Raw genomic sequence first — 26389 nt, forward strand, 5'->3', positions numbered from 1 at the left:
GCAGGCTGCAACGGCAAGACGGGGAGACGATGGCTGATCTGACGGTGTCGTGGAGCACGCTCAGAAGCTGTTCACGGCGCGCTCGAGAGGGCGACCGGAACGTTCAAGGGCGCCTCGCTCCCAGCCGAGGGCGGTGCATCCGGATCAGGCGACATCGCCCAGGCGTTCGCGGCCTTCCGGACGGCCCAAGAGCGTTCGGCCGAGTGGTTGGCCGACACGAGCCGGACGCTCGGCGAGTACGCGAAGGACACCAGGTCGCTCTTCGCCGACGCCGACGACGACCTGGCAGGCAAGGCCGGGGGCAAGTGATGGCGGCCGACCCCTCGCCGGCGACCCTGGCGCGATCACCAAGCTCTCGAGCGCTCTTGCCGATCACCAGGACGACATCCGCACGGGCGCGCACCAGGTCGTCAGTGCGCAACACGACGCCGACGGGTGGGAAGGCGCATCGAAGGACCGCTTCACCACCACCATCGGCACGATCGCGCCCGCCGCGCAGCGCATCATCAGTCGACTCGACGCAGCGATCGACGTGCTCGACACCTACGCCGAGGCCGTCCGACAGATCCAGGACGAGGCCGAACGCATCCAGTCCGCCCAGCTGCGCAACGCCGTGGACTCGGTGACGAACGCCGCGTCGATGGGCAGTGCGGAGTCGGCCGCGTCCGGCAGCGACGCCACCGAAGCCGACAGTCGGCGCCTGGACCGCCTGCAGAGCGATGCCGACGACCTGGCTGCCGCGGCGAAGCGACTGGACGCCGAGTGGGACGCGCTCGTCGAACGGCGGGCGGCGGCCGACCGCGCGGCCGCCGCTGGTCTGTCCGACAGCGACGTGCTCGGAGTCGCCCCCGGGTACGCGGGGTCGCTCGCCGCGATGAGCGACGCCGACTTCCTGCGGGCCGTGGCCGGGATGCCGCCCGAGGTGCTCGCGGCACAGGGGAACGGCGTCGCGGACCGGATCGCAGCTGTGCCACCCGAGGTCGTGCAGGCGTGGTGGGACGGGCTCGGCGGACGCGCGACCGCGGGCGAGCACTCAGCGGCGCAGGACGCGTTGATCACGGCGTTGCCCGCGGTGATCGGCAACCTGAACGGGGTGCCGTACTGGGCGCGTGACCAGGCGAACCGGCTGAGTGCGCAGCGGGCGTACGCGCAGGCGGAGGGCGCGGTGAAGGCCGCGAAGGACAACCTCAAGGCGGCGATCGGTCGGACCGCGCAGCTCGCGGCGCAGCAGAAGCTGAATGCCGCCCAAGCGCGTGAGAAGGACCTGCGCAACTTCGTCGCCGGGGCCAAGCGGAAGCTCAACCTCCTGCACGAGGTTCCTCGGCAGATGGTGTCCTTCTCACCGTCACACCCACCACTCGGTGCGTTCTCCGTGGGGGACCTCGACACTGCGGACAGCGTTTCCTACCTGGTGCCGGGCATGGGCAGCTCACTCAAGGACACGACGCAGTACATGGTCGCCGCATCGACCGTCATCGGCCTTCACCAGGGCCTCGTTCCGCCGCCGACGACGGCCATGGTCACCTGGATCGGCTACGAGGCACCGCCGAACTTCATGACCACCGGGAATCGTGGTGTCTTCGGTGAGCATTACGCCGACGCCGGAGCCAAGCGGTTGTCCGTCGACCTGGAAGGATTCCGTGCAACTCGCCCGGATGCCCAGCTCGACATCCTTGCGCACTCGTACGGATCGACCACCGCGGCAGTGGCGCTCGCGGCCTCACCCGACCTTCGGGTGCACTCCTTCGTGACCCTCGGATCAGCAGGCATCCCGTCCTCGGTCCCGAACGCCGCTGCGACCCACGCCGAGCACATGTACGCCGCGCAGGCCGCGGAACGCTGGGACATCGCCTACATCGGGCGGAAGTACAGCGTGCCGCACCGCCTCGACCCGGCTGACGGCTTCGGCGCTACACCGATCGACACGTTCGACGGCAATCGCGTGAACGTCCACGACCTCAACGTCCACAGCGACGAGGACGGCGACTACGGCTACCTCGACGAGGGCACGAACTCGCTGTTGACCGTTGCGAAGGTGACGCTACCGTGAGGACTGTGCGTCATGCTCCGATCCGCAAGAGGCTCGCCGTGCTTGCAGCCTTGCTGTCCGCCACGATCGTGCTCGCCGGATGTGCGGCCGAAGGGAAGACCATGACGCCGGAAGAAACGCAGAAGGACGCCCTGGCGCTGCTCGATCAGACCACGACGTCCACCGACCTCGATTGGTCCTCGCCCGGAGACCCCGTCAGCAAGAAGTGCTCGGAGGGTGTCCGGTACCAGTACATGGTGCATGCTCCGGTCAACTCGAAGCAGACCGAACTCGCTGACTCCCTGGCCGAGTTCTGGCGCTCCAAAGGACTCCAGGTCGAGCGGAGCCAGCAGGACTTCGGGTCGAAGTACGGGACCGTGTACGCAGCCACAGCGAAGGCTGACGGCAAGGCGGGCGCAGCCTTCGAGATCACGAACGGAAACGCACTCGTCTACGTCAACTCCAAGTGCGTTGCTGGCTCTCCGGACGATGAATGACAGCCGTGGCGAAGATCACCCTGCCGTGATGGCGAAGCAACGCATCGGACTCGTCGTGTTGACGGTGAGTCTGCTGACCGGGGGCCTCACAGCCTGTGCAGGAGGGAGCCAATCGATGCACGCCCCTGACGACGCGAAGGCTGACGCCTTGCAACTGCTCCGCAAGACCGAGAAGGTCGTGGACGTGTCGTGGCCCGACACCCCGGAACCGAGCGCCGAGCAGTGCGATGACGGCGTCCGCTTCGCCTACTTGGTCCCGGTGTCGGTCGACAACGACGCGAAGGCGACCGCGAAGTCACTCCGGCAGCTCTGGGAGTCGGAAGGCCTTCGAGTATCGCCGTCCGAGACGGATTTCGGTGCGAGGGGCACGCTCTACTCGGCGACTGCCGACCGGGACGGTGCGGCAGGAGCGGCGTACCAGATCAGTTCGACGTCGGTCGCAGTGCAAGTGACCTCTCCGTGCGCAACGGGGTCGGTGCACGATGACGACGAGTGACGGCGTCGAGGCAGGGGCGGCTCCGATGACGAGGCGAGCGCGCAAGCGATCACCGCTGCCACTCTGGCCGGCACGATCGTCCTCGCGCTGTCGGGGTGCGGGATGGCAGGGCCGGGCAAGACCATGACCATCGACGAAGCGCGCTCGCAGGCCGTGACCGAACTTCGGTCGGTCCTGGAACTCGCTCCCGACACGTGGCCGCAGGAAGTCCCGAAGCCGGTCGCGAACGACTGCCAGGTCGACGGGCAGAAGGCGGTGCAGTTCAGCTACTACGTCGAGGTGGATAGGCCGGACGACCCGCAAGTGCTCGTCGGACAGGCCAGTGAACACTGGAGAAAGCAAGGGTACGAGCTCGCAACGACGCGGACCGAGATGGATGCAGCGACGGGCGATGTGTCCGCTGTGGTCGCACGCGCCGACGGCAAGCCTCGTGCATCGATCGCAGCTACGAAGATCCGCGCGCACGTCAATGTGGACTCGCGCTGCGTTCTCGGGGACCCGGACGACTACTGGTGACGGCCCTGATGACGAATGAGGCCTGACGGTTCTGGTTCGCGATCGTCGGAGATCGTGAACCGGAGCCGCCACGACTTCAGTACTGCGGGCGGATCCAGTCTGTCGGTGGCACGAAGCGGGCGCGGGGCAGGGCCTCGTCGGGCTCCGCGGTCCGCACGCTCGTGATGATCGTGTCCTCGCCGTACTCCGACAAGCGACGGGCGATGCCGTCGCGTTCGTCGATCACCAGTGTCGCGCGGGTCGCGGGGTCCCCTCGGTGCTCGAACGTCACCAGGATCGAGTGCTCGCCGACGTGCTGGACCAGGATCGGGTGGAAGCTCTCGGGGCCGCGACCCCAACGGAGCATCAGGTCGGGCACTGCCATCCGGACGACGGGATCGGACACCATGCTCCGGGCGAACGACACCTCGATCGGGCCGTCGTCGGGCTCGTGGAGCACGCCGTCGCGGTAGGAGACCGGCTTGGCTCGCTGGCGGACGAGCGTCCACGTCTGCGCGGGCTCGTCGATGTCGACGCGGAACTGCCAGAACTTCTGCCGGGACTCCTGGTGGACGCCCTCGAGGACGTACCGGGCGGGTCGGCGGAGGGCGGACAGCCCCTCGGCGATCGCGGGACCGTCGGACCGGGTGAGGACTTCGTCGAAACGCACGGTGCCAGCATGGCGCACCACGTGCCGTGGACCGCACTCCCTGACGGGCGGGAGGCGCGGGGCGGGGTGGTAGCGGGCCTCCAGGCCGTGGGGTGGTCGCGTCAGGTTGCGTCAAGCAACGTGCGCGTAGACCGGGAGGATGCAGGTCGTCGGAGTCGAACAGTTCGGAGGGCCCGAGGCCCTCGCCGTCCACGAGGTGCCGGAGCCGCACGCCGGTGCGGGATCCGTGCGGATCCGGGTGCAGGCGTTCGCCGTGAACCCGACCGACACGGGGGTGCGTGCCGGGGAGCGGGACAGCTCGCAGGCCTCGCCGCCGTACGTGCCGGGGATGGACGCCGCCGGCGTCATCGACGAGGTCGGGCCCGACGTCACCGGCTGGCAGGTCGGCGACGAGGTCATGGCGATGGCATTGCCGCTCAGCGCCCACGGTGGCGCCTACGTGCAGGAGCTCGTCGCGCCGGTGGGGTCGTTCACGCGGATTCCTCGTGGGACGTCGATCCCGCTTGCTTCCACGGTCCCGATGAACGGGTTGACGGCGTCGCAGATCCTGTCGCACGCCTCGCTCGCGCCGGGGCAGACGCTCGCCGTCACCGGGGCTGCGGGGCTCCTCGGGAACTACGTGGTGCAGCTGGCGAAGGCCGCTGGGCTGACCGTGATCGCGGACGCAGCTGAGAAGGGCGAGGCGCTGGTCCGGTCGCTCGGGCCGGACCACATCGTGCCTCGCGGTGATGGGTTCGCTGCCGCTGTCCGTGAACTCGTGCCGGACGGGGTCGATGCGCTCGCCGATGCTGCGGTGCAGCGGTCCTCGGTCGTGGATGCGGTTCGCGACGGCGGAGTGTTCTTCGATGTGCGGGGGTGGCAGGGCGACGGGGCTCGGGGCATCGAGTTCGTGCAGGTGATGGTGTTCTCGGAGTACCGGTCGTTCGACAAGCTCGAGCAGTTGCGGCATGCGGTGGAGAGTGGGACGTTGACGCCGCGGGTCGCCGAGGTGCTGCCGGCTGCTCGGGCTGTGGAGGCGCATGAGCGGCTGGAGGCTGGAGGGACGCGGGGGCGGTTCGTGCTCACTTGGTGAGAAGCAGCCCATCGAGCCGAGCACCAACAAGTCGTGCCTCCGACTGGACCCGCGACGGAGGTCCTGATGGCTTACGAGCGGCTCCCCGCGGCTGATGCACGTACCTATGCCGCACCACGGTGCAGCACCAGGCAGCACGCCGCCGCCTCCTCGAGACGTTGCGTTCCTTCAACGGTCGAGGCGCAGCGCCGAGTAGGCAGAATGAATGGTATCCTTGTCCTTCTTCCCGAAAGTGAGGAAAATCTTTGAGGGCAATCCAGTCAAAAACTCTATTAGAAAAAGGGTTGCCGTCTCGTGTTGTGCCTTTCTCGGCAAAGTCCGTTAATAGAGTGCTCGACGCTCTCATCGCACCTTCGCACTCGAGTGCTGACACCCCCAGAGCCGGTGGCTTTCACTCGTTGCGGCTCGCGTTCGGGCAGTGAAGCCAGAGTATGCCGATGCTGCCGCAAAGTATCTGAGTGTCAAGCCGGCGACCGAAAACCTTTTGAGAAGCCTTTCTATTGGTGAAGTTAGTGCCTGCTATGAGGCGCTCCTGGCCACTTTGGATAGTGGTTCTCGCAAGGAATCCGGCCAGTTTTTTACTCCCGACGACGCCGCCTCGTTCATGGCCGGCTATTCGAGAGAATTTCCGGAGGGGATCTGGCTAGACCCGTGTTGTGGCGTAGGGAATTTAGCCTGGCACCTAGTTGCGGTTCAGGACGATCCATCAGACTTCCTGAAAAACCGTCTTGTTCTTTCCGATCGGGACGACGTTGCACTGCGGAGCGCTGTTGCGCTGCTTGCAGCCGAATTTGGCAACCCGCAGGATGATGAACTGCTTGGCGAGCTTGGGGGAGGGCAGTGTGCACGGATTTCCTCGCTGCAGAGCGCGTAGTAGCGCATGACTTCGTCATCTGTAACCCCCGTATGCAGCGGCTGCGAAAAGACCGGATTTCAGAACGGGTGATTGCAGAGACCTATACGCATACTTCTGGGAAAAAATCAGCCTATCGTCGCGAGGGTACATCATCGTGACACCAGCCTCCTACATGTCCGCGCCAAAGTATGCTCCGCTGCGAGATCTGCTCAATCAGGGATCACGGGGAGGGCGTGTATTTGTCTTCGATAATGTACCTGATACCCTTTTTCGAGGGTATAAATATGGCTCCACAAACACGTCGAAAACCAATTTTGTTCGAGCTGCTGTTACGATAGCTTCCCCAAATACGCAGACTGGCAGACTACGCCCATCTTGCGATGGCAGGCGGCAGAGCGCTCGTCCATGTTCGAGCAATGCCGCCTTCTGCTTCGCTCTCGGAGGATTGGACCGCATGGCGAATGGGCTAAAATCACCCCCGGAGTTCTCGACGCATGGGATGTCCTCGAAAATATCTCCTCCACGCTCAACGACCTGATTTCCACGCGCTCAAGCGACTACAAGCTCGACGTTGCGCTTACTCCTCGATACTTTATATCCGCCTCTTATAGGTCATTGAAACGCGGTTCGAAGGCTACATTGTACTTCAAGACGGAAGAAGACCGTGACAAAGCCGCGATCGTGCTGAACTCAAGCCTTGCGTACCTTTGGTGGCGCTCCCTGGACGGGGGCGTGACTCTGCCAATGCGAGTCCTCCTTTCGACACCCATTCCGCATCACCTCTCAGTCGATGACGCTTTGGTCGGAGCGATCAAAGAATCAGAAAATGAAAACGTCGTGGTGAAAATGAATGCCGGTTCGCCCAACGAGAACATAAAACACGATTCTGCGCTAGTGCGGCAACTGAACTCGGTAGTCATACCGGGCGACCCAGACCTTGACTTGCTTTACTCAAACAGTATGTTCCCACTGGACGCGACGTACGGGTAAGTCTTAACACGGAGCAGGGCACTACTCATGTGACTGAGTAGTGCCCTTTCCCGGGGATTGAGCGCCGGAGCTATTTCAACAGCAACCGCAGGGCGTCGCGGAGGGCCTGGAGCCCCTCAAGAGTGACTGTGGAACCGCCGCCTGAAGCGGACGCCCTTGAGTCGTATGCGTGGTAATACGGAAGTCCCGCACGTACAATCACAGCCTCATTGATTTCCGGCATCGAGCTGCCGGAAACCCCTACACGTATCGCCGCAGCCTCAAATACCTCACTAGGCAAACTCGAGCCGCGGGCTACGCTGTATCGCGGCAGGCCTAAAAGATCGGTGACGTCGTCAAGCACGTCTTGTTTGATTTCAGTCTCTGAGTTAGCAGCCATTCCGGCATCCTTCCGATGAGAAACGTGAAGTCCGGGTGGACTCACACGGTTGGTTCCTCGTCCGAGTCCTCGTTGACGTCTTCGATTAGGGCGTCTTTGGAGGAGTCAAAGAAACCAAGACTTGCAATTTCGTGCTTTGCAAGCGGTGGAGTGAAAGCCTTTGCGGCTTTCAAGATTAATTCCTGACTGCGTTGGTTGATCCGGGCGACGTCCCACCGGTCCACCGTCAGAAGGCCTTCGTTGAGCTTGAGGGTGTCATCCTTGTAAATCGCCTGCTTTTTTGCCAAGGACTTGTTGCCGAGCTGCGAGTTAGTTGCCGACAGTGTCAAGTTCCCGAGTACGTCCCGGTGCGTTTCGAGAAGATTTTGCACGCTTCCCACTCCCCAAATGAGCAAATCTGCTTCCCATTCAGGAGACGGCCGTTGGGGCAAAATGTGCTCTACGGTGTACGCCGAGTCGTTGATCAGCGCCGGCGCGTTAGCCTCGTAGTTGAAGTACTCTCGATTAATTCGCTCGAGAACGATGAAGACCCACTTCCTCCGAGGCGCCGTATAGAGGGGGTGCCGGCTGCCCTCTCCAATAGAAATGCGTCGGTGGGCCAGGCGTTGTCTCCTTCGAGCTCAGAGAGTAATGCGCGGAGTAGTAGCACAAGGTCGCTACCGCTAAGGTCGCTGCGTTCTCGGAGTTTTTGAGTGACGCGAACAAATATGGAGCGATGCCGATTAGGTGCATAGCCGGCAAGGAATCGCCTCGCAAGGTAGCTGAGGATTATCTCCCCGGCTTCGCCGAGTTGGGCATCATCAAGAAGATCAGCTTCGTGTGTCCTCAGAAGGTGAAGTAGCAGTCCTTCGGCGGGTTCGGTTCCCCATCGGGCAAGAGCTTTCAAGGTCCACATCGTGTTGGGAGCGATCCCAACCCATTCTTCCGGGAAGAGTATGTGTCGATAAAGGGCTGCACCATTGACAAATCGTTCGCCGTACGAAAAAACGGATTCTGCGTCGTGCTCACTGTCGCCGAGATCTTCCTGAAAGTACTCAAACAGGGCCGACTTGACCCCGGGATATCCCTGGCTGATTGACCAGGCAGTGAGGTACGCTTCAAGTCGGCCTGCTGGGATGTCTGATTCGAGATGAATCCAGTGGTGCCTGTAGAACTCGTCTCCTCCTTCGCCGAGGAGAAGGAAAAAGTAGTTGCGAACCAGGTCGGACTGATTCAGCTGCTTTCCGCCTGAGTTTAGTGTCTGAAACACGCGATGAGCATTATCGCCGGGTTCTAGGACGACCCAGACGGCAGTGAGGCGCTTCGCAATGATTGTTATGAGGGACTGAACGCGATCGTTCGGTAGTCGCGCTAGGGCTGTGGAGAAGTACTCATAGGCTTGCTCCACGAGTGTCGTTCCAGTCCGCTCACCACCCTCAACGAGAAGATTCAGCGCAGACCGATCCGGCTGCTGCAGGACAAGTCGCTCTTTGTGGTCCTTGGCAAGATTCGTGTTTCGCAGGTACCGGGACGTGTAGAGGTCAATCAGCTGCTCTCGCTGATCGCTATCGCTCTCACGTCGTGCTATTTGATCGCGGATCGCGCAGATTAGAATCGTCAGCGTGGTGATTCGCTGTTGGCCGTCGACAATGAGATACCGATGTGACTCGAAAGGTAGTCCCGTACCCTCCTGGGCGTGGAGAACTACGCTGCCAACAAAGTGACTGACAGATTTCTGATCGGTAGTGGTGTCCTCGACACGCATGAGGTCCTCCCAGAGCGCGATCCATTGATCGCGTTGCCAGGCATAGCGTCTCTGCCAGAGCGGAACGGTGAGCTGATTGTCGCTCTTGAAGAGCTCCTCAACGTTGATTTCAGCAGCGTGCATCGTCCTACTCTCTCCTCGTACGAGGAGCATAGTAGGTCAGCGGCAGTCGAGGCGGAAGCGCGTAGCTTCTGATTCGGGTGCTCGCGAATGGCCGAACGTCCTTGTCAGACCAGGGTTGATTGCGATCGGGGTGTTGGACTGTGCCGACCTGATCGCGTCCTTCTGTCAGCGTTGATGTCGCGGCGCCCGCGCTGTCTCGAGGTAACGGGCGAAGGAGAGGGCCCTCCAGTGCCTTAGCGCGAAGCCGTAGCCCGCAAGCGATCTCCGTCGTTCACCGGAAGGGTCGGCGATACTCGTTCGAGCGGTGCCGCGGGCGCCGACTGTGCCTCGAGGTCAGCCCTCACCGAGTCGGACACCCCGAACAGCAGCGTCGCCACGAACCCCACGACGTACGCCACGATGAGCCCCGACCCGTACCCGAGCAACGCCCACCCGTACCCGGACGAGCCGTTCAGCAGTGGGATGAGCGACAGGTCCGAGGCGCCGATGGCGATCGCCCCGACGGAATGCCCGAGCTGGTCGAACAGCCCGACGACACCGCCGCCGAACGCACCACCAATGCACGCGGTGATGAACGGCCGCCCCAGGGGGAGCGTCACACCGTAGATCAGGGGCTCACCGACACCGAGGAACCCGGCCGGCAGCGCACCGCGGATGGTTCGCACGAGCGATGCGTTCGACCGGAACCGGACCCACAGCGCGATGCAGGCACCGATCTGCCCGGCTCCACCCATCGCCAGCACGGGCAGCAGCACGGTCCACCCGGTCTGGTCGATCAGCGTGGTGTGGATCGGGATGAGTCCCTGGTGCATGCCGGTCATGACGAGCGGTAGGAAGAGGCCTCCGAGCACGAAGCCGGCGAAGGCCCCGCCGTTCGCGAGCAGCCAGGTCGCAGCGGTCCCGATCGCGACCGAGACGACACCGGCGACGGACATCAGGATCCCGAGCGTGATCGACCCGGCGACGAGGACGGTCACGGTCGGGACGACGATGAGCGCGATGACATCGGGAGTCACGCGCCGCATGAAGCGCTCGACGTACGCGGCGAGGATGCCACCGGCCAACGCGCCGAGCACACCGCCCTGCCCGGGAGCCAGGGTCTCGCCGAACACGGTCACGTTGGCGACACCGGCCGCGACGATGATGCCGCCGACCGCACCGCCGAGGATGGGTGTGCCGCCGAACTCCTTCGCGGCGTTCATCCCGACGAACACGGCGAGCAGCGAGAGGAACCCAGACGAGAGCACCCCGAGGAACGGCGTCACCCCGGGCACCCAGCCGAGGTTCGTCAGGATGCCGTTGATCCCGGCGATCAGCCCGCAGGCGATCAGCGCGGGGATGAGCGGGATGAAGATCGCTGAGATCTTCCGGATCGCGCGCATGGTGCGGCCGTCGGAACGAGCCCGCGCAGTCGCCTTGATCGACGCGCCGCGAGCGGCGAGCTCCTCGGGCGACGAACCAGACGCACCAGACGCACCAGCGGCACTGGACGCGCCAGCCCCACCAGCCGCAGCCGTCGGGGCGGACGCGCGCAGGGCCTCCAGGTCGACGGCCACGCGGTCGACGAGACCCGGGCCGAGCACGATCTGCAGGTTCGAGCCGGCCGCCAGCGCGGCCATGACACCGTCGGTGGACTTGAGTTCGTCGAGCGCGACCGCGTCGGTGGACACGACCTCGACGCGCAGTCGGGTCATGCAGTTCTCGACGTCGGCGATGTTCGCGGAGCCTCCGACGGAGTCGAGGATCTGCTGGGCGAGTTGCTGTGCATCGGGCATTGCTGTGCTCCTCGGGGAAGGAATCGAGCGGAAAGAGGGAGAACGGGTCAGGACATGACGGCACGCAGGGAGCCATCGGCAGCGACGAGGCGCTCACGGGCCGAAGCAGCCGACGCACCGGTCAGGATCACGGCGATGGCGGTCTTCACCTCACCGTCCGAGGCATCCAGCGCCGCCTGGACCTCGGCCGACGGAGCGCCGGTGACGTCCTGCACGAGCGAGAACGCCCGCGCGACGAGCTTCGCGTTCGTGGCCCGGACGTCGACCATGCGGTTGCCGTAGGTCTTGTGGCTGCGCACCATCGCGAGCGTGGTGAGCATGTTGAGCACGAGCTTCTGCGCGGTGCCCGCCTTCAAGCGGGTCGAGCCGGCGATGAACTCGGGGCCAACGACGACGTCGATGGCGATGTCCGCCTCCCGCCCCGCGGCCGAGTCGGGGTTGCACGCGACGGAGACCGACAGGACGGAGCGGCGACGGGCCTCCAGGATGGCTGCGATCACGTAGGGCGTCCTGCCGGACGCGCTGATCCCGACGACCACGTCGTCGGCCGTCAGGCTGAGCGCGTCGAGGTCGCGGACGGCCGCTGCTTCGTCGTCCTCCGCGCCCTCGACGGCGGTGGTCAGGGCGATGTCGCCGCCGGCGATCACGCCGACGACCTGCGACGGGTCGGTGCCGAAGGTGGGCGGGCATTCGCTGGCGTCGAGGACGCCGAGCCGGCCCGGCGTGCCGGCGCCGACGTAGATGAGTCGGCCGCCTCGACTGAACGCAAGAGCGATCGAGTCTGCCGCCAGGGCGATGGCCGGGAGGCACGGCTCCAGTGCCGCAGGCACGCTGCGGTCGCCGGCGTTCATGCGCTGGGCAGCTTCCAGCGTGGAGATCGTGTCGATGTCGTCGAGTGCGTGGTCGGTCGCCTCGGTCGTGAGGGTCGCGAGTTCGTCGCGGAGGGCGTCGTGGGTGTCGTGCTTCGTGGTCATGGTGGTGCTCAGTTCCGGTGGTGGGTGCGGACGGCGTCGCGGCTGCGGGCGAGGAGCGGTTGAGACCGCTCGTCGGTGCGCTGCGCGACGACGATGAACAGGGCGTCGACGATGGCGAGTTGGCTCATGCGGCTGCCCATGGCAGCGGGGCGGAGGGCGCTCTCGGCACCGGCGACGCCGAGCAGGACGTGACTGGCCGCGGTGGCGAGCGGGGCGTTGGCGTGGCCGGTGATGGCGACGATCGTGGCGTGCTGAGCTGCGGCGGCGTGGGCGACCTCGAGCGTCTCGGTGGTGGAGCCCGAGTGGCTGACGAGCACCAGGACGTCGTGCTCGCCGATGACGCTCGCGAGGGTCAGGGCATTGTGCGGGTCGTCGGCGATCGAGCTCACGATGCCGATGCGTTCGAGCTTGAGGTGCAGGTCGCGGGCGACGATGCCGCTCGCGCCGACGCCGTACAGGACGACCCGGCGGGCTTCGCTCACTGCTACGGCCGCGGCTTCGAGGGCGCGCGGGTCGAGGGCGGCACGGGTGTCGGCCATCACGGCGCGGACGTCCTCGGTGACCTTCGCGATGACGGTGGCGACGTCGTCGTCGACGGCGACCCCGGCGTGGATCTCGGTGTGCTCCCGCTCGTGGATGCCGCGTTCGACGGCTCGGGTCATGCTGCGCTGCAGGCCGGCGAAGTTCGCGAAGCCCAGGTGCTGGGCGAAGCGGGAGACGGTGGCGGGGAGACGCCCGCTCGGCCGGCGAGTTCGGCGGCGTTCGTGGTGGCTGCGGCTGCCGGGTCCTCGAGGACGGCGTCGGCGATGGCGCGCATGCTCGACGGCATCGTGGCCGACTGGGTACGCACGAGGGCGAAGGCGTCGGCGCGCTCGACCCGGTCGGTGATCGTCATCCCGCTATGAAAGCGGCTTTCGTGCGCGAGCGCCAGGGGTGAAAGTAAATTGCGTGTTACAGCGTTGCGAAGGAGTGCGGCTCCGTCACCCCCGCCGGTACCGCGTCGCCGGCTTCCCCGGCCCGTCCGTCCGCTTCGTGTCCGTCGCGACCAGCTTCGGCAGCATGGCTCGCCGGAACGAGTCCGGAAGCAGGCGCTCGCCGAGGACCGCCTCGTGCAGCTGCCGCAACTCCGACATCGTGAACGGCTCCTCGAGCAACCCGTGTGGATCTGGCGCGTCGATGGAGACGGAACGGAGCCGAGCGACCGCGAACTCGAGGATGTCGTCGTGCCCGTGCACCATCCCGCGCGCCTCGACCACCGGCGCGAGTCGCACCCGGGACTCGTCCAGGTCCAGAGCATGAGCCGGCACCACGTCGAGGTGTGCCACCGACAGCACCCACCCGCGGTCATCCCGCGAGGGCTCGTCGAACACGTGGAGCTGCTGCGGTGCGAGCCCCGTCACGCCCGCCTTCGTGGAGAGCGACCGCAGCACCGCGTCCGCCAGCCGCTCGCCCTCGTGCACGAACGTCCCGGGGAGTCGCCAGTCGCCCTCGGATGCATCGCGCACCTGCACGACGGACAGTGGTCCGCCCACCGGGGGACGGTCAGCACGGCGGTGTCCACGGCGACGGACGGCCGCGGGTAGTCCGTCAGTCGTCGGCCGCTCGCGTCGCGGTACTCATCGGTCATGCCCGTGAGTTTACGCACACTTGCGCAAACGCGGCGGGTGGTGCAGGATCGGTTTTGCGCAATCCCGCGTAAACCCGATCCGGAGGTCCACATGACCACCCCGCAGATCCACGACCGAGCAGTCGGTGCCGTCCTCGGCTCCGCCGCCGGCGACGCCCTCGGCGCCGGGTACGAGTTCCGACCGGCAGTGCCCGAGCCGACCCCGATCACGATGACCGGCGGCGGCTCCTTCGGCTGGGCGCCGGGGAGTGGACCGACGACACGAGCATGGCCGTTCCGATCCTCCGCACGGTCGCCCGCGGCGGCGACCCAGCGTCGGAGCCAGCCCTTGACGGCCTGGTGGCCGCCTGGGCAGCGTGGTCGGTCAACGCGCCCGACGTCGGCATCCAGACGCGCAACGTGTTGACCGGTCTGGAGGCGCGGATCGCCTCCGTCGCGCGGGCTGCGGCCCGCCAGGAGCACGAGTTCACGGGCCGCTCCGCCGGCAACGGATCGCTCATGCGGACCGCTCCGCTGGTGCTCGCATTCCTGCACGGCGACGTCGGTGAGGAGGAACGGCTCGCCTCGGCGGCTCGCGCGATCAGCGACCTGACGCACTACGAGTCCGACGCGGGGGACGCGTGCGTGCTCTGGTGCCTGGCGATCCGGCACGCGGTGCTGACCGGCGAGCTCGACCTCCTGCGTGGCATCGACCTGCTCGACCTCGACCGTCGCCGACTGTGGGTGGACCGGATCGTCACGGCTGAGCACTCGCAGCCCGTCGACTTCACGGAGTCGAACGGGTGGGTGGTGTCCGCGCTGCAGGCCGCCTACGCCGCGGTGCGCCAGAGTTCCTCGCTCGAGGACGCTCTGGTCCGCGCAGTGCGCACCGGCAACGACACCGACACCGTCGCCGCGATCGCCGGTGGGCTCGCGGGTGCGCTGTACGGCGCATCGACGCTGCCGGCCCAGTGGCGCGAACTGCTGCACGGCTGGCCGAACCTGCGGGCGGACGATCTCGTCGCGCTCAGTGAGCAGGCGCTCGCCGTCTGACCGGCCCGGCGTCGGAGGCTGCCGTGGGGGAGCCTCCGCCGTCGGGCCGGTCGTGCTCGTGGGGCCGGCCCACCGCTCTGGAATCGACCATGTCGGCAGCGCGTGTGGCGGGGCGGAGGCGGGCCGGGCCTCCCGGTCGTCCGCCGTCAAGCGATGCCGCGTCGCGGACGGAAGACGCCCGCGCGGACCAGCCACACGTAGAGCAGGCAGCCGATGCAGACGTCGAACACGGCGTTGAGGAACGCGGCGATCAGGGCGACGGCGGCGCCGATCGGGGCCGCGTACGGCACGCCGAGTACGGCGAGGAGCAGCGCCACAGCGGTGACGAACAGACCGACCTGCTGGGCGAAGGTCGGGGGTTCGGGAGCCTCGAGCTCGGCGGGCGGGGCGAGCCGCGGCCGGACGAAGCGACGGAAGAGTACGCCGTAGGGGTGGCGGCGGATGCCGGCGATGCCGCCGATCGCGAAGAGCACCACGATGACCGCGAGCAGGACGATGCCGACGACCCACGTGGCGGGGATCAGCGTCAGGACGATCGTCAGGGCGAGCAGGACCGTGGTGATCGCGGCGCCGAAGCGCGGGGAGCGGGGATCGATGCCTGCATTGTCGGGGGTGGTGGTCATCGGGACTCCTGTGGGCCGGTGAGGACGGTGTCGAGGGCTGCGGCGAGCTCCGGTGGGCGGGGTGGGCCTCCGAAGCGGGTGCGGACGGCGTGGGCACCGTCGACGAGCAGGACCGTGGGGGTCTGCAGGACGTTGAAGCGCGTGGCGAGGTGCGGGTGCTCGGCCAGGTCGATCTCGAGCCGGGTCACGCCAGCATGCTGCGCTGCGAGGCTGTCAAGCTGGCGGGCCGTCGCCGGGCAGCGGGCGCAGGTCGGCGTGGAGAACTGGACGAGGGTGGCGCGGGTGCCGAAGGCGGTCGCCGGAGCGATGTCAGCGACGCTGCTGTCGGGGCTGGCTGGCGTGTTGCGCGCGCGGCCGGTCTGGGGAACCGCTCGGCCCGTCCTCGAGCGCAGGAGCAGGCCGATCACGGTGGCGAGTGCGAGGACTCCCACCAGGACGGCGACGGCCACGATGACGGTCATGCCGTGACGGTACGTCGTTCCGGTGCGTCGGGGGCGAACGTGACCGAACGTGACCGAACGTGACGGTCTCGGAGGGGTCGGACGATCGCGGAGGGGCTCGCGTCCGGGGCCGGCCGGCCGGCCGGCCGGTCGCCGGTCCCTAGATTAGGCATACCATTCAAGGGGGCCGGGGCCGGGGCCGGGGCCGGGACCCAGGGCGGCGCGCGGCGATCGCCGGACGCGGTGGACCGGCGACGTGACGCGGGTGGGCTCGCGTGTCGTCAGAGCGCGGCGCGCGCCTGGTCGATCCGCTCGATGAACGCCCGGACACCCCAGATGACGAAGGTCAGGCGCTGCCCGTCCTGCAGGACGACCTGCATCTGCCGCGAGACGTTGCGCGAGGTGTCGTGGAGCTCGGCGATCGAGTCGAGCGGGATACCGAACGTCGGCCGGACGACGTTGAACGGGTGCGCGCGGAACCAGAGGACCGCGGGGGTCAGGGTGAGTCGGCCGCCCGCGGCTTCGTGGCGGCGCATCCCGAACCGGCCGGGTGCCGCGATGGACCGGACCAAGCCGGATGCCGCTGCTGCGTCATCGATGACGAAGTTCGCGTTCTTGCGTGCCAGTACGGTCTCCGCGTCCCCCAGGCCCATGCGCTGACCGTACCGTGCTCAGACGCGGCGGAGCATCCGGGCAACCGTGCCCTGCAGCACGAGGAGCAAGGCCCAGAGCAGGCCGATGCTCGGGAACACCACCGACAGGACCAGAGCGAGCGACAGCAGGCCGGCGGCGATGAGCCCCCGCGCCGAGTCGCCCAGCGGCGTGGAGAGCAACTCCGGGTTCCGTCGGAGCACGAGTTCGATCCCGGTGAGCGCCAGGCTCGTCACCACCATGCTGCCGAGGTACAGCGCGTGCGCGACACGGTCGTCGTCCTCGCCGCTGTTGAGCAGGTTGGCGGCGAAGGGCAGGAACACGATGCTGATGAGCCACACGAAGTTCAGCTGCATGACCCGGGCGTTGTAGGAGCGGACGTGCTCGAACACCTGGTGATGGAGGATCCAGAACCGCGAGATCAACCAGAACGTGATGAGGAACTCGAGCAGGGCGGGCCAGTGCGCTCTGAGCAGGTCGCCCGCGCCCTCGCCGTCGCGCAGGTCACTGGCGATGTCGACCAGCGGCAGGATCAGGAGCGTGATCGCGATGGCGACGGTGGCGTCCGAGAAGTTGACGAGTCGGTCGAGGCCGCGGTCCGTTCGAGCGTGCTCGGTCATGGCCCGAGTGTAGGAGCGCTCTGCCAGCCGGCCCTAGCATCGCGGGTGTGAGCGACGACGTGACCCCTGGCCGGTACCGCCACTTCAAGGGCAACGACTACGAGGTGCTGCTCGTCGCCCGTGACGTCGAGACTGAGGAACCGGTGGTCGTCTACCAGGCGTTGTACGGCGAGCGGGGCACTGGGTTCGCTCCCTCGCGGACTTCACGGCGCGCGTGACCCGCGACGGGTACGACGGGCCGCGGTTCGTGCCGGTCACCGACTGATCGAGCACGGCCTCGGTGTCGGCGGGCGGCCCTAGGCTCGCAGGGCACCAGAGAGACGGGGGAACGCATGCAGATCGGCGTCGACGGGCACGTGCTGCTCAGCCCGAGTGACCTCAGCACGTGGTCGGCCTGCGAGTGGGCGTTCCTGCGCCGGCTCGACGTCAAGCTCGGTCGCGGGGAACCCCTGTCCGAGGCGCACGACGACATGCTCGAGCGCACCGCCCGGCTGGGAGACCAGCACGAGCTCGACCACCTCGACATCCTCAAGCAGACCCGGAACGTCGTCGAGTTCGACCGCCCCGCCCCGCCGGACTACGCACGCGCCGCAGCCGAAGCGCGACAGGCCTTCGCCGACGGCGCCGACGTCCTGTACCAGCCGACGTTCCACGCGGCACCCACAACGGACAGCCCGGGCTTCATCGGCTTCGCGGACTTCATCATCCGCAATGACCGGGGCGAGTACGAGGTCTACGACACCAAGCTCGCCCGGCACGCCAAGATCAGCGCCCTGTTGCAGCTCGCCGCCTACGCCGAGCAGATGCAGGCACACGGCATCCCCACCGGGGCGCAGGTGCACCTGGTGCTCGGTGACCGGACGACGACCACGCACGACCTTGCCGACATCGCGCCGGTGTACCGCACGCAGCGCGCCGAACTGCAGCGGGTCATCGCCGAGCGCATCGCCGCCGACGAGCCGCTGCGGTGGGGTGACCCGCGCTACTCGTCGTGTGGCCGCTGCGCCGTCTGCTCGACCCAGGTGGCCGAGCACCGCGACCTCGTCCTGGTCGCGGGCATGCGCCTCGACCAGCGGGCGAAGCTCATCAAGCACGAGGTGCGGACGATCGACGACCTGGCGGTCCGCACCCGGGCAGTGCCGGGCTTGTCCCGCGCAACGCAGGATCGGCTGGTGCGCCAGGCGAGCCTCCAGATCGAGACGGAGACCGCTCGACGGAACGGCGCCGACGGGCCGGACCAGCCCGCGAAGCCGCGCTTCGAGGTCCTCGATGCCCGCGCGCTCGACGCGATCCCGGCACCAGACCCGGGCGACGTGTTCTTCGACTTCGAAGGCGACCCGCTGCACACCGAGGACGGCGTGCACTGGGGCCTCGACTACCTGTTCGGCCTGGTCGACGACCGCGCGGAGTTCACCGCGTTCTGGGCGCACACGATCCGCGACGAGCGGGTTGCGCTGGAGCAGTTCCTCGCGTTCATCGAGGCCCGGCGGCAGCAGTACCCGGGCATGCACATCTACCACTACGCGGCCTACGAGCGGACGCACCTGCTGTCGCTCGCCGCCCGGCACGGGGTCGGTGAAGAGGCCGTCGACGACCTGCTGCGCGCTGGTGTCCTGGTCGACCTGTACCCGATCGTCCGCAAGGCCCTGGTCGTCGGCAGCCACAGCTACTCGATCAAGAAGCTCGAGCCGCTGTACATGGGCGACGACCTGCGGCTCAGCGATGTGACGAACGCGGCCGACAGCATCACCGCCTACGTCGACGCGATCGAGGAGCTCCGGAACGGCGACCCCGCCGCCGGCCAGCACATGCTCGACGAGGTCGCCGACTACAACGCCTACGACTGCCGCTCGACCCTGCGGCTGCGTGACTGGCTCCGCACCCTGCGCGCCGACGACCCGGACGCAGCGGATCCGGCACTCGAGCTCGACGTCCCGCCGATCCCCGTCGAGCGTGAGCCGAACCCGGTGTACGTCGCGCTCGCGTCGCACCTGGAGGACGTCGACGCCCTCGACCGCACGCCCGACGAGACCGCATTGGCGCTCGCCGCAGCCGCGATCGACTACCACCGGCGCGAGGCGAAGACCTTCTGGCAGGACCACTTCGACCGCCTGCGCAACCCGGTCGACGACTGGGCCGACACCCGTGACGTGCTCGTCGTGGAGCGTGCGTCCGTCGAGCGGGACTGGGACACGCTGCCGCGTGCCCGCTCGCAGTCGCGAGAGCTCCGGCTGTCGGGGACGCTCGCGCCCGGTTCGCGGCCCCGGCCGGGAGGCACGCCCCACCTCGTCTACGACGACCCGCTTCCGCCTTCGGTCGTGTCTCCGGGCCCCGGGTCGAAGGGCGCGTCGTCGCGCGCCGTGATCGTGGACGTGTGGGACAACGGCGACGCCGTCGAGGTGCTCGTGAAGGAGGGGCTGCCCGTCGGGGCGGAGCCGCACCACGAGTTCCCGGTCGCGCTCGCGCCCTCGGCACCGCCCCGGGCGAAGCCGCAGCCCGAGGCGATCGCCGAGTGGGGGCAGCAGGTCCTCGACGAGCTGCCCTCGATGGTGTTGGACCCGGCCTTCGACCTGCTGCGCCGGGTGCCGCCACGCGGTGCGATCGTGCCCGTGCAGGGCGACGACACGGTGTCCGCCGTGGTGGCGACGCTGCTCGGCCTCGACCACTCGTACCTGGCGATCCAGGGCCTCCCGGCACGGGCAAGACCTACGTCGGGTCGAACGTCGTCGCACGGCTCGTCCGCGAGTACGGCTGGCGGGTCGGCGTCGTCGGGCAGTCCCACGCGACCTCCGAGAACTTCCTGTTCTCGGTCGTGAACGCCGGCGTGCCCGCGGACCGGGTCGTGAAGGTGCCGAAGTCCGGTGCGACCGAGGACGAACTCGACGCGGCCGCGTGGACGCCCGTGAAGAACGGTGCTGCGGTCGCCGCGTTCCTGTCGTCGTGCGAGGCCTCCGGAACCGGCGGTGTGGTCGGCGGGACCGCGTGGACGTTCGCGAACGCGTCGACGATCGAGCGCCGGTCACTCGACCTGCTCGTCGTCGATGAGGCCGGGCAGTTCTCGCTCGCACCGACGATCGCGTCCTCGATCGCCGCGACCCGACTCCTGCTGCTCGGGGACCCGCAGCAGCTCCCGCAGGTCTCGCAGGGCTCCCACCCGGAGCCCGTCGACGAGTCCGCGCTCGGGTGGCTGGCAGACGGCGAGCACGTCCTGCCGCCGGAGTTCGGCTACTTCCTGGCCCGCACCCGGCGCATGGAGCCGGCGCTCACCGAGTCCGTGTCGGCGTTGTCCTACGACGGGCAGCTTGCGTCGATGGTGTCCGGTCGGCACCTCGACGGCATCGACGCGGGCGTGCACCCCGCGCCGGTCGTGCACGCGGGCAACACGACCTCGTCACCGGAGGAAGCCGCCCGCGTGGTGGCCCTCGTCGGCGATGTCGTCGGGCGGACCTGGACCGACGGCTCGGACGCTCGCACCCTGACCGACGAGGACGTCATCGTCGTCGCCCCGTACAACGCGCAGGGTGCCCTGATCCGTCAGGAGCTCGACCGTGCAGGCTTCAGGGGTACCCAGGTCGGCACGGTCGACCTGTTCCAGGGCCGCGAGGCCGTGGTGTCGATCGTGTCCCTGGCGGCGTCGAGCGCAGCCGACATCCCGCGCGGCCTCGACTTCCTGCTCATGCCGAACCGGCTGAACGTGGCGATCTCGCGGGCGAAGTGGGCGGCGTACCTCGTGCACTCACCGGCGCTGACCACCGGACTGCCCCCGTCGATCGCGGGCTTGTCCCTGTTGTCCCGCTTCATCGAGTTGGTAGAACCCGTTCACCTCGCCGGAATGTGCGTGTTGTAGCAGCAAGGCAACGCGCTATGACAGACTCTCGTCCATGCATAAACCTGACGTTGACTCATTAAGGCACCAATGGTACCGGCAGACGGCGGAGTCCTTGATGTCCCCGAGCGTCCTGCCGAAGATGCCCGGGTTGGAGGCGATGCCTCCTATCAGCCGAGCGCTCGTCGCGATGCTCGTCGGGCAGGGGCACTTGCTCGGTGTGGACAACGAGGATCTGACGTTCGGCGGGGAAGTGAGTGCCGATGAAGTTCGGCGATTGATCGACCTCTGGCGTTCCGGGAGGGTTGCTCCGGAGATTGTCGCCGAGCCCGTGATGGCGACCGTGTCGCTGATCTGGGCAGCGGTTCGCTGGGAATCTTTCGGCAAAACGGCGTTGCACGCGTTCCTCTTGCGGTCGCACCTCCTCCGCAGACTCGAAGAGGCTTTGGGTGACGGACTTCTCGATGACCGTGATTATCACACCGGGATTGAATCGAATCCGCCTTCTCTGCTGCGGGATTCAGCGTGGCCGGAGGCGCTGAGGGCAGTGGCTACCGGTGAGCCAGCTGATCTCCGGATAGCATCGCCTCTCGAACTTCGCTTGATCCTTGATGACCCGTTCCGTGACTGGCAGGTCGATCGACTCCTTGAGGTGAGACGAGTGACCTACGCCTCGCTCACGGCAGACGGGGCGTGGCCGGCAAAGTCTGGCGGCACGGTGCCGCCTTGGTTGCGTGACGTTGTTGCTGGTGACGGTGCCCGTTTCTGGCACAATTCAACTGGGTTCGTACCGACTTTTCACTTGGTTCTGGAATCACCCCGCGATGAAGCCGATTTTTTAAGATGGACTTATCGTCCTGCATTCAGCATGGAGTTCCTGTCGGATAACCGGGTCGTTGTTTACATCGTGCTGGATCCCGAAGGTGATGCGGCGACGCTGCCGTTCTACTTCAGCTATGAAGATTGGCAGTCAAGCGAGCAACTAGACCTTTTCGCGGCCATTGGCCTTTTGCGTATCGAGGTGTATCGGATTGAAGCGGATGGTGTGATCAAGCATCTCTACAACTTCGGCACCACGACTGACTGGGTCCTGCCAATATTGCAGCATCGTGGTCGATGGGGTGGGAAGCCCAACCACCCTCTGAGTGAAAGCCTGACCCCCGAAGAACTGATGAAAGCGATTGATCAACGTCAGCGAGCGGCCTTCGAGACAACGGTTCCAGGCTTGGATCCGCGCAGCGCTAATGATGGAGTTCGCGAAGCTTGGGAGCGCCGCCTTAAGGTGCTTGACAGGGCGGCTGACACCTACTCGGTTGGAGGTATCGTCGACATCGAAGTTCTCGAGGAGACGGTCATTGAACTGCGCAACGCTGAGAGTCGTTCGCGTGAACCTCATGATGATGATTTTGGCGCCGAAATCGCGCCGGGCGAAGCCGTGGTCCATTATGGCTTCCGAGAGGACTTGGGCTGGTTCTCAGTTGCCGCGGTGCATCGCTCTGAAGACGGCGCGTATTCCGGGCAGTTTTACGACACTACCGAGGCCTGGCGTGAAGATTCTTTCGCCTCTGGCATAGATGATCTCGTGCGACCGCTTGTCCCGCTACAGGCGGAAGGAGTGAAGCATCTGACAGTTTCTGCAGGAGCTGGCGCTTATGCACTTCCGCTGCATGACGCCGCGCTCCGTCTCGGATTTGAAACCGTATCGTATTCTCACTCACTTCGGCGCAGGCCTGCGAGTGGTCGTGGAGACGGCGTCCTGGTGATGGGATACTCCGGCGCGGGCAGGGATCACATACCCGCCGTGGATGCGGAACTGAGCTACGTCTCGAGCCTCTACAACGCGGCTGTGAATGTCGAACCTGAGGCGTGGCGCGGGAACTGGCCAGGTGTTGTTCATGTTGCCGGACACGGTGTGACCGGTATGCGTGAGTACGAGGCCGGTATATATTTGCAGGGTTCATTTATGTCAGCAAGCGGTGTTCTTCGCTCCGTCGATGCGTCGGATACAGGGCTTGCCTTCTTGTCTGCGTGCGATTCGGGCGCAGGTGAGTTTGCGATTGGCGCAATTGGAAAGTCGGTTCCCCTAGATGTTGCTCTCCTTGAGCGAGGATGCTCGACCGTTGTTTCGACCTCAGCGCCTGTGAATGATGTAGTCGCTTCAGTCTTCGCGGTGGCTTTTCATGCGTCTTATGCTGCCGGTGCGTCCGCCTGGGACGCGTACTCGGCGGCGCGAGCAATATTTGAAGCAGGGAGAAAAGACGTGACTCGTGAGTTGAAGGACGTGTTCGAGCGGTATCTGCCTAATTGGCAGACCGAGCTCTCCGCAGAGGCGGAGGCAACCTGGCGATTCTTTCGATTCTCCGGACTGCGGGGATAACGTCTCGGAGTGCTGAGAAGGAGCCGCCTAGACCAAAGGTGCGCTGCTTGTCACGCGTCCGTCGGCACGCCACCCTGCATCTGCGCCCGCATCTCGGCGAGGACGTCGGCGTGCAGGAAGTTCGCCTCGGCCGCACTCGTGGGGTCGACCACGATGCCGAACTCCTCGGGCAGGGCCGACACGAGCTCGGACATCGGCACCGGACGCCCCTCGGCGTCGGGCAGGCCGGCGGCGAGTTCGTCCGGGTCGGTGAAGACGGGCACGAACGGCTTGTCGCGGATCATGACGTGAGCGACGCTGCCGGCCTCCGGGGTACCCGCCGCCTTCCAGGGGACCCACGCCGCGCTGCGCAGGAAGCCCGCGGGCGAGGCCGCCATCCTCCGTCGGAGTTCGGCAGCAGCGGTCGGCGGGGCCTTGTCGACGCCTCGGCCGAAGGCTGATCCGTTCGTCTCATCGGTACTCACGCCAACCATGCTGTCACGGTCGGCGGACACGGCGGGGCCGAGCCGCGCCTCCAGGCCGATGGCCGGCGCACGCGGACGTGGGCCGGGCGTCGGAGGTGCCGGACTCAGTACGCGGCCGACTGCCCACCGTCGATCGGGACGACCGTCGCGTTGACGTAGGACGCGTCGTCGGACAGCAGGAACGCGACGACGGCGGCGATCTCGGGGGCCTCGCCGTAGCGCTTCGTCGGGTTGACCTGGATGAACTCCTCGGCGGCCTTCCGGGGGTTCTCCGCGTCGAGCTGCTTCATCGAGTTCTCGACCATCGGAGTCCAGATGGCGCCGGGGGCGATGGCGTTGATGCGGATGCCGTAGCGGCCGTACTCCACCGCCGAGTTGCGGGTCAGGCCGACGACGCCGTGCTTGGCGGCGGCGTAGCCGGACTGGTTGCCGATGCCGCGGATGCCGCCGACGCTCGCGGTGTTCACGACCATGCCGGAGCCCTGCTCACGCATGACCTTGAGCACCTTCTCGAGCCCGAGGAACACGCCACGCAGGTTGATCGACACGACCTTGTCGAACTCGGCGGCGGTGAACGACTCCGTGGGGTTCTGCTTGCCCTCGATGCCGGCGTTGTTGAAGAAGCCGTCGATGCGCCCGAAGCGCTCGGTGGTGGCGGTGACGTAGGCGTCGACCTGGGCCTCGTCGGAGACGTCGGCAACGGTCGTCAGGACCTGGGCGGCGGGGGTGGCCTCGAGCACGGCGGACTTCGTCGCCTCGAGTCCCTGCTCGGAGACGTCGCCGAGGGAGAGCGCAGCGCCCTCGGCGGCCAGACGGACGGCTGTGGCGCGACCGAGGCCGGAGCCGCCGCCGGTGATGAGGACGACTCGGTCGGCGAAGCGGGACGTGACGGAGTTGGTTTCGGGCATGGGGAGGCCTCCTGGGGTCTTCGACGATGAATTCCCTTTAGGCTACACCTGTCGTTTTGCAGGACGGTCGAGGGGGCGAGGGACCGCCCGGTGCTGCCGACCTCAGCTCGTGATGATCGTGGTCGTCGTCACGGTGGTCGCCGCCATGATGACGATCATCGCCGCGGCCTGGATCTCCTCGAGCACGGCCTTCACCGCCGGGCTCGCCCAGGTGCCCGAGGTGATCTCCTTCACCAGGCCCTTGTCGACCGCGCCGAACTGCTTGCGGAGCGTGTTCGTCGCGTCGAGCAGGCCGATGACCGCAGCGGAGAACGGTGTCGGGGTCGCCCGCCGAGCCAGGACGTCCGCGATGCCCGATCGCAGCAGTGCCTCCGGGGCCCCGTCCCGCTCCGGGTGCTTCGTGGTGGGGAAGAGCCCGAGCACCTTGCCCTGCTCGACGCTGATGATCCCTCGCTCGACGAGTCCGGCGAAGACGTCGTCGCGGAGCCGCTGCTTCCCGAGCCGGCTCACCCACCACTTCGCCTTGCGCGGCGATCCGGACGCCGCGATCGAGCCGACGACGCCGTCGAGCACCGGGTCACCCGTGGCGGTGCCGTCGACGACGGTGACCAGGCCGTTCTGCAGCGAGACGGCACCGCGGAGCGCCAGGTCAGCGAGGACCGCTCCCGCGAGACCGGTGTCCAGCGTCTGCCAGTCGAGGGACTTGCGGCCGTCGGGCTCGACCTGGAGGAGCGCGAACGCCTGCGGGACCGTGAGTTGCTCAGCCATGTCCGCAGCCTGCCACGTATGGCGGAGGTGCGCCGGGCCTCCAGGTCGACACCCAGCGGCGGCAGACCGCCGGGCGTCAGCAGGCGTCGAGCACCCGCTCCATCGCATCGCGCTCAGCGGGCACGACCCACAGCCGGTACTTCGCCTTCACGGCCACCTGATGCTCGATGTAGTCGCAGCGGAAGGCCTTGTTCGCCGGCAGCCACGTCGCGGCGTCACCCGAGCGCTTCTGCGAGTTCGACCGGCCGTCGACGGCGAACAGGTTCGACGGGTCGTTCGCAAGGGCCTCCCGCTCCGGCTGACTGAGCTGCTGGGCGCCGGTGCGCCAGGCGTTCTCGAGCGCGACGACGTGGTCGATCTGCACGAGGGTCGAGGTCGTGTTGCCGCGCACGAAGTCGATCGTCGCACCGGTGTACGGCGACACGAGCGTGCCGGTCACCACCTTGCACGGCCCCTGCCGCACGATGCCGCTGAGGTCGCGAGCGAGCACGTCGTTCCGGGTGTCGCAGCCGTTGTGGTCGACGTCGATCCACGCGCTGCCGAACTTGCCCGTGCGGTCGTACCCGGTGCCGGGGGCCTTGCCCTTGACGGGCAGCGTGGCGAGGAGCGCGCGGGCGTCCGCAGCGTCGGTGTCGGTCGACGTGCTGACGGTCGGATCCGTCGGACTGGAGGCGCGGCTCGGCTCCGGTGCGTCGCTGTCCGTGCCGACGGTGGCCGTGGCGACCGCCGTCGGACCGGCAGCAGCGTCGGCGTCCGGTCCGAGGACGCCGGTGGCGTCGAGCGCGTAGCCCCCGACCGCGAGGGCCAGGACGACGAGGACGGAGGTGAGGCTGATGCGAGTGCGGCGGCGTCGGCGGGACGTCATGGGTGCGTGGAACTCCTGGTGGTGCAGTGGTGCGGTGGTGCGGTGGGGCCGGCCGGGGTGGCCTCGACGATCATGGCGGAGACCTCGG

The 26389-nt window shown here is 66.9% G+C and carries 26 protein-coding genes and 1 pseudogene; 11 read left to right on the forward strand and 16 right to left on the reverse strand.

The window, feature by feature from the left end:
• Window positions 1-532 precede the first annotated feature (532 nt).
• The 4 genes from JN350_RS10010 (at window position 533) to JN350_RS10025 (ending at window position 3538) form a co-directional block, all read left to right on the forward strand.
• Entirely contained in the window at window positions 533-2050 is a 1518-nt protein-coding gene (locus tag JN350_RS10010) for an alpha/beta hydrolase (RefSeq protein ID WP_205462089.1), read from the forward strand.
• The gene (locus JN350_RS10015; protein WP_205462090.1) at window positions 2047-2526 is read left to right on the forward strand and encodes a hypothetical protein; all 480 of its coding nucleotides are present in this window, start codon (window positions 2047-2049) and stop codon (window positions 2524-2526) included. The genes JN350_RS10010 and JN350_RS10015 overlap by 4 nt, the downstream gene beginning before the upstream one ends.
• 28 nt (window positions 2527-2554) lie before the next feature.
• Complete coding sequence (locus JN350_RS10020) at window positions 2555-3022, forward strand: hypothetical protein (protein WP_205462091.1); 468 nt, start codon at window positions 2555-2557, stop codon at window positions 3020-3022.
• A 123-nt stretch (window positions 3023-3145) separates the two neighbouring features.
• On the forward strand, window positions 3146-3538 hold the full coding sequence (locus tag JN350_RS10025; protein ID WP_205462092.1) for a hypothetical protein: 393 nt from the start codon (window positions 3146-3148) through the stop codon (window positions 3536-3538).
• A gap of 76 nt (window positions 3539-3614) precedes the next feature.
• On the opposite strand, the gene JN350_RS10030 is transcribed toward JN350_RS10025, so the two are convergent.
• Window positions 3615-4187: a hypothetical protein gene (locus JN350_RS10030; RefSeq protein WP_205462093.1), complete on the reverse strand. Its 573-nt coding sequence runs from the start codon at window positions 4185-4187 to the stop codon at window positions 3615-3617.
• 139 nt (window positions 4188-4326) lie between these two features.
• Here JN350_RS10030 and JN350_RS10035 point away from each other — a divergent pair, with 139 nt between their 5' ends.
• Entirely contained in the window at window positions 4327-5259 is a 933-nt protein-coding gene (locus tag JN350_RS10035) for an NADP-dependent oxidoreductase (RefSeq protein ID WP_205462094.1), read from the forward strand.
• A gap of 418 nt (window positions 5260-5677) precedes the next feature.
• The gene (locus tag JN350_RS10040; RefSeq protein ID WP_205462095.1) at window positions 5678-6133 is read left to right on the forward strand and encodes an N-6 DNA methylase; all 456 of its coding nucleotides are present in this window, start codon (window positions 5678-5680) and stop codon (window positions 6131-6133) included.
• A gap of 1392 nt (window positions 6134-7525) precedes the next feature.
• Here the strand turns inward: JN350_RS10040 and JN350_RS10045 are convergent.
• The 7 genes from JN350_RS10045 to JN350_RS10075 form a co-directional block, all read right to left on the reverse strand.
• On the reverse strand, window positions 7526-8065 hold the full coding sequence (locus tag JN350_RS10045; protein WP_461964402.1) for an HNH endonuclease family protein: 540 nt from the start codon (window positions 8063-8065) through the stop codon (window positions 7526-7528).
• Window positions 7948-9351 carry a DUF262 domain-containing protein gene (locus JN350_RS10050; protein WP_205462097.1) on the reverse strand — a complete coding sequence of 468 codons (1404 nt, stop codon included), beginning with the start codon at window positions 9349-9351 and terminating at the stop codon, window positions 7948-7950. The genes JN350_RS10045 and JN350_RS10050 overlap by 118 nt, the downstream gene beginning before the upstream one ends.
• A 233-nt stretch (window positions 9352-9584) precedes the next feature.
• Window positions 9585-11126 carry a PTS transporter subunit EIIC gene (locus JN350_RS10055; RefSeq protein WP_205462098.1) on the reverse strand — a complete coding sequence of 514 codons (1542 nt, stop codon included), beginning with the start codon at window positions 11124-11126 and terminating at the stop codon, window positions 9585-9587.
• A gap of 47 nt (window positions 11127-11173) precedes the next feature.
• Complete coding sequence (murQ, locus tag JN350_RS10060; protein ID WP_205462099.1) at window positions 11174-12100, reverse strand: N-acetylmuramic acid 6-phosphate etherase; 927 nt, start codon at window positions 12098-12100, stop codon at window positions 11174-11176.
• A gap of 8 nt (window positions 12101-12108) precedes the next feature.
• Window positions 12109-12762: a MurR/RpiR family transcriptional regulator gene (locus JN350_RS10065; RefSeq protein WP_205462100.1), complete on the reverse strand. Its 654-nt coding sequence runs from the start codon at window positions 12760-12762 to the stop codon at window positions 12109-12111.
• Entirely contained in the window at window positions 12759-12995 is a 237-nt protein-coding gene (locus JN350_RS10070) for a hypothetical protein (RefSeq protein WP_205462101.1), read from the reverse strand. Before JN350_RS10070 ends, JN350_RS10065 begins: the two co-directional genes overlap by 4 nt.
• Window positions 12996-13080: 85 nt before the next feature.
• The gene (locus JN350_RS10075; RefSeq protein ID WP_240347250.1) at window positions 13081-13632 is read right to left on the reverse strand and encodes an NrtR DNA-binding winged helix domain-containing protein; all 552 of its coding nucleotides are present in this window, start codon (window positions 13630-13632) and stop codon (window positions 13081-13083) included.
• Window positions 13633-13994: 362 nt separating this feature from the next.
• Between JN350_RS10075 and JN350_RS10080 the strand changes: the two genes are divergently transcribed.
• Window positions 13995-14759, forward strand: coding sequence for an ADP-ribosylglycohydrolase family protein (locus tag JN350_RS10080; protein ID WP_240347251.1), 765 nt, complete (start codon window positions 13995-13997; stop codon window positions 14757-14759).
• Between the two features lie 146 nt (window positions 14760-14905).
• Here JN350_RS10080 and JN350_RS10085 read toward each other — a convergent pair whose 3' ends face one another.
• The 4 genes from JN350_RS10085 to JN350_RS10100 all read right to left on the reverse strand — a co-directional run bounded on the left by JN350_RS10085 (window position 14906) and on the right by JN350_RS10100 (window position 17093).
• Window positions 14906-15382 (reverse strand): DUF4395 domain-containing protein, encoded by a 477-nt coding sequence (locus JN350_RS10085; protein WP_205462102.1) that lies wholly within the window; start codon window positions 15380-15382, stop codon window positions 14906-14908.
• Window positions 15379-15843, reverse strand: a complete 465-nt coding sequence (locus JN350_RS10090) for a thioredoxin family protein (RefSeq protein WP_205462103.1) — start codon at window positions 15841-15843, stop codon at window positions 15379-15381. Before JN350_RS10090 ends, JN350_RS10085 begins: the two co-directional genes overlap by 4 nt.
• Before the next feature lie 260 nt (window positions 15844-16103).
• Window positions 16104-16475: a hypothetical protein gene (locus JN350_RS10095; protein ID WP_205462104.1), complete on the reverse strand. Its 372-nt coding sequence runs from the start codon at window positions 16473-16475 to the stop codon at window positions 16104-16106.
• A gap of 18 nt (window positions 16476-16493) precedes the next feature.
• The gene (locus JN350_RS10100; RefSeq protein ID WP_205462105.1) at window positions 16494-17093 is read right to left on the reverse strand and encodes a TMEM175 family protein; all 600 of its coding nucleotides are present in this window, start codon (window positions 17091-17093) and stop codon (window positions 16494-16496) included.
• A gap of 47 nt (window positions 17094-17140) precedes the next feature.
• On the opposite strand from JN350_RS10100, the gene JN350_RS10105 reads away from it, so the two are divergent.
• The 4 genes and pseudogenes from JN350_RS10105 (at window position 17141) to JN350_RS10115 (ending at window position 23296) form a co-directional block, all read left to right on the forward strand.
• Complete coding sequence (locus JN350_RS10105) at window positions 17141-17311, forward strand: DUF1653 domain-containing protein (protein WP_240347253.1); 171 nt, start codon at window positions 17141-17143, stop codon at window positions 17309-17311.
• Between the two features lie 114 nt (window positions 17312-17425).
• Window positions 17426-18910: pseudogene (locus JN350_RS20840) on the forward strand (TM0106 family RecB-like putative nuclease); the annotation flags it as partial.
• 695 nt (window positions 18911-19605) lie between these two features.
• Entirely contained in the window at window positions 19606-20940 is a 1335-nt protein-coding gene (locus tag JN350_RS20845; protein ID WP_461962839.1) for a DEAD/DEAH box helicase, read from the forward strand.
• 97 nt (window positions 20941-21037) lie between these two features.
• Complete coding sequence (locus JN350_RS10115) at window positions 21038-23296, forward strand: CHAT domain-containing protein (protein WP_205462106.1); 2259 nt, start codon at window positions 21038-21040, stop codon at window positions 23294-23296.
• 50 nt (window positions 23297-23346) lie between these two features.
• On the opposite strand, the gene JN350_RS10120 is transcribed toward JN350_RS10115, so the two are convergent.
• From JN350_RS10120 to JN350_RS10135, 4 genes are all read right to left on the reverse strand, one after another.
• Window positions 23347-23760, reverse strand: a complete 414-nt coding sequence (locus tag JN350_RS10120; protein ID WP_205462107.1) for an SseB family protein — start codon at window positions 23758-23760, stop codon at window positions 23347-23349.
• A 104-nt stretch (window positions 23761-23864) separates the two neighbouring features.
• Window positions 23865-24668, reverse strand: a complete 804-nt coding sequence (locus tag JN350_RS10125; RefSeq protein WP_205462108.1) for a glucose 1-dehydrogenase — start codon at window positions 24666-24668, stop codon at window positions 23865-23867.
• A 102-nt stretch (window positions 24669-24770) separates the two neighbouring features.
• Window positions 24771-25436, reverse strand: a complete 666-nt coding sequence (locus JN350_RS10130; protein ID WP_205462109.1) for a GOLPH3/VPS74 family protein — start codon at window positions 25434-25436, stop codon at window positions 24771-24773.
• 76 nt (window positions 25437-25512) lie between these two features.
• Window positions 25513-26301 carry an HNH endonuclease family protein gene (locus JN350_RS10135; RefSeq protein WP_240347254.1) on the reverse strand — a complete coding sequence of 263 codons (789 nt, stop codon included), beginning with the start codon at window positions 26299-26301 and terminating at the stop codon, window positions 25513-25515.
• Window positions 26302-26389: the final 88 nt, after the last annotated feature.

Origin of the sequence: Curtobacterium sp. 24E2, assembly GCF_016925595.1 — a bacterium.
Classification (GTDB): Bacteria; Actinomycetota; Actinomycetes; order Actinomycetales; family Microbacteriaceae; genus Curtobacterium.

Bases quoted from the DNA above. Each gene is read 5' to 3' on its own strand.
- JN350_RS10020 (WP_205462091.1), top strand. From the start codon at position 2,555: ATGGCGAAGCAACGCATCGGACTCGTCGTGTTGACGGTGAGTCTGCTG.
- JN350_RS10025 (WP_205462092.1), top strand. From the start codon at position 3,146: ATGACCATCGACGAAGCGCGCTCGCAGGCCGTGACCGAACTTCGGTCG.
- JN350_RS10035 (WP_205462094.1), top strand. From the start codon at position 4,327: ATGCAGGTCGTCGGAGTCGAACAGTTCGGAGGGCCCGAGGCCCTCGCC.
- JN350_RS10050 (WP_205462097.1), bottom strand. From the start codon at position 9,351: ATGCACGCTGCTGAAATCAACGTTGAGGAGCTCTTCAAGAGCGACAAT.
- JN350_RS10055 (WP_205462098.1), bottom strand. From the start codon at position 11,126: ATGCCCGATGCACAGCAACTCGCCCAGCAGATCCTCGACTCCGTCGGA.
- murQ (WP_205462099.1), bottom strand. From the start codon at position 12,100: ATGACCACGAAGCACGACACCCACGACGCCCTCCGCGACGAACTCGCG.
- JN350_RS10065 (WP_205462100.1), bottom strand. From the start codon at position 12,762: ATGACCCGAGCCGTCGAACGCGGCATCCACGAGCGGGAGCACACCGAG.
- JN350_RS10070 (WP_205462101.1), bottom strand. From the start codon at position 12,995: ATGACGATCACCGACCGGGTCGAGCGCGCCGACGCCTTCGCCCTCGTG.
- JN350_RS10080 (WP_240347251.1), top strand. From the start codon at position 13,995: ATGGCCGTTCCGATCCTCCGCACGGTCGCCCGCGGCGGCGACCCAGCG.
- JN350_RS10085 (WP_205462102.1), bottom strand. From the start codon at position 15,382: ATGACCACCACCCCCGACAATGCAGGCATCGATCCCCGCTCCCCGCGC.
- JN350_RS10090 (WP_205462103.1), bottom strand. From the start codon at position 15,843: ATGACCGTCATCGTGGCCGTCGCCGTCCTGGTGGGAGTCCTCGCACTC.
- JN350_RS10095 (WP_205462104.1), bottom strand. From the start codon at position 16,475: ATGGGCCTGGGGGACGCGGAGACCGTACTGGCACGCAAGAACGCGAAC.
- JN350_RS10100 (WP_205462105.1), bottom strand. From the start codon at position 17,093: ATGACCGAGCACGCTCGAACGGACCGCGGCCTCGACCGACTCGTCAAC.
- JN350_RS10115 (WP_205462106.1), top strand. From the start codon at position 21,038: ATGTCCCCGAGCGTCCTGCCGAAGATGCCCGGGTTGGAGGCGATGCCT.
- JN350_RS10125 (WP_205462108.1), bottom strand. From the start codon at position 24,668: ATGCCCGAAACCAACTCCGTCACGTCCCGCTTCGCCGACCGAGTCGTC.
- JN350_RS10130 (WP_205462109.1), bottom strand. From the start codon at position 25,436: ATGGCTGAGCAACTCACGGTCCCGCAGGCGTTCGCGCTCCTCCAGGTC.
- JN350_RS10135 (WP_240347254.1), bottom strand. From the start codon at position 26,301: ATGACGTCCCGCCGACGCCGCCGCACTCGCATCAGCCTCACCTCCGTC.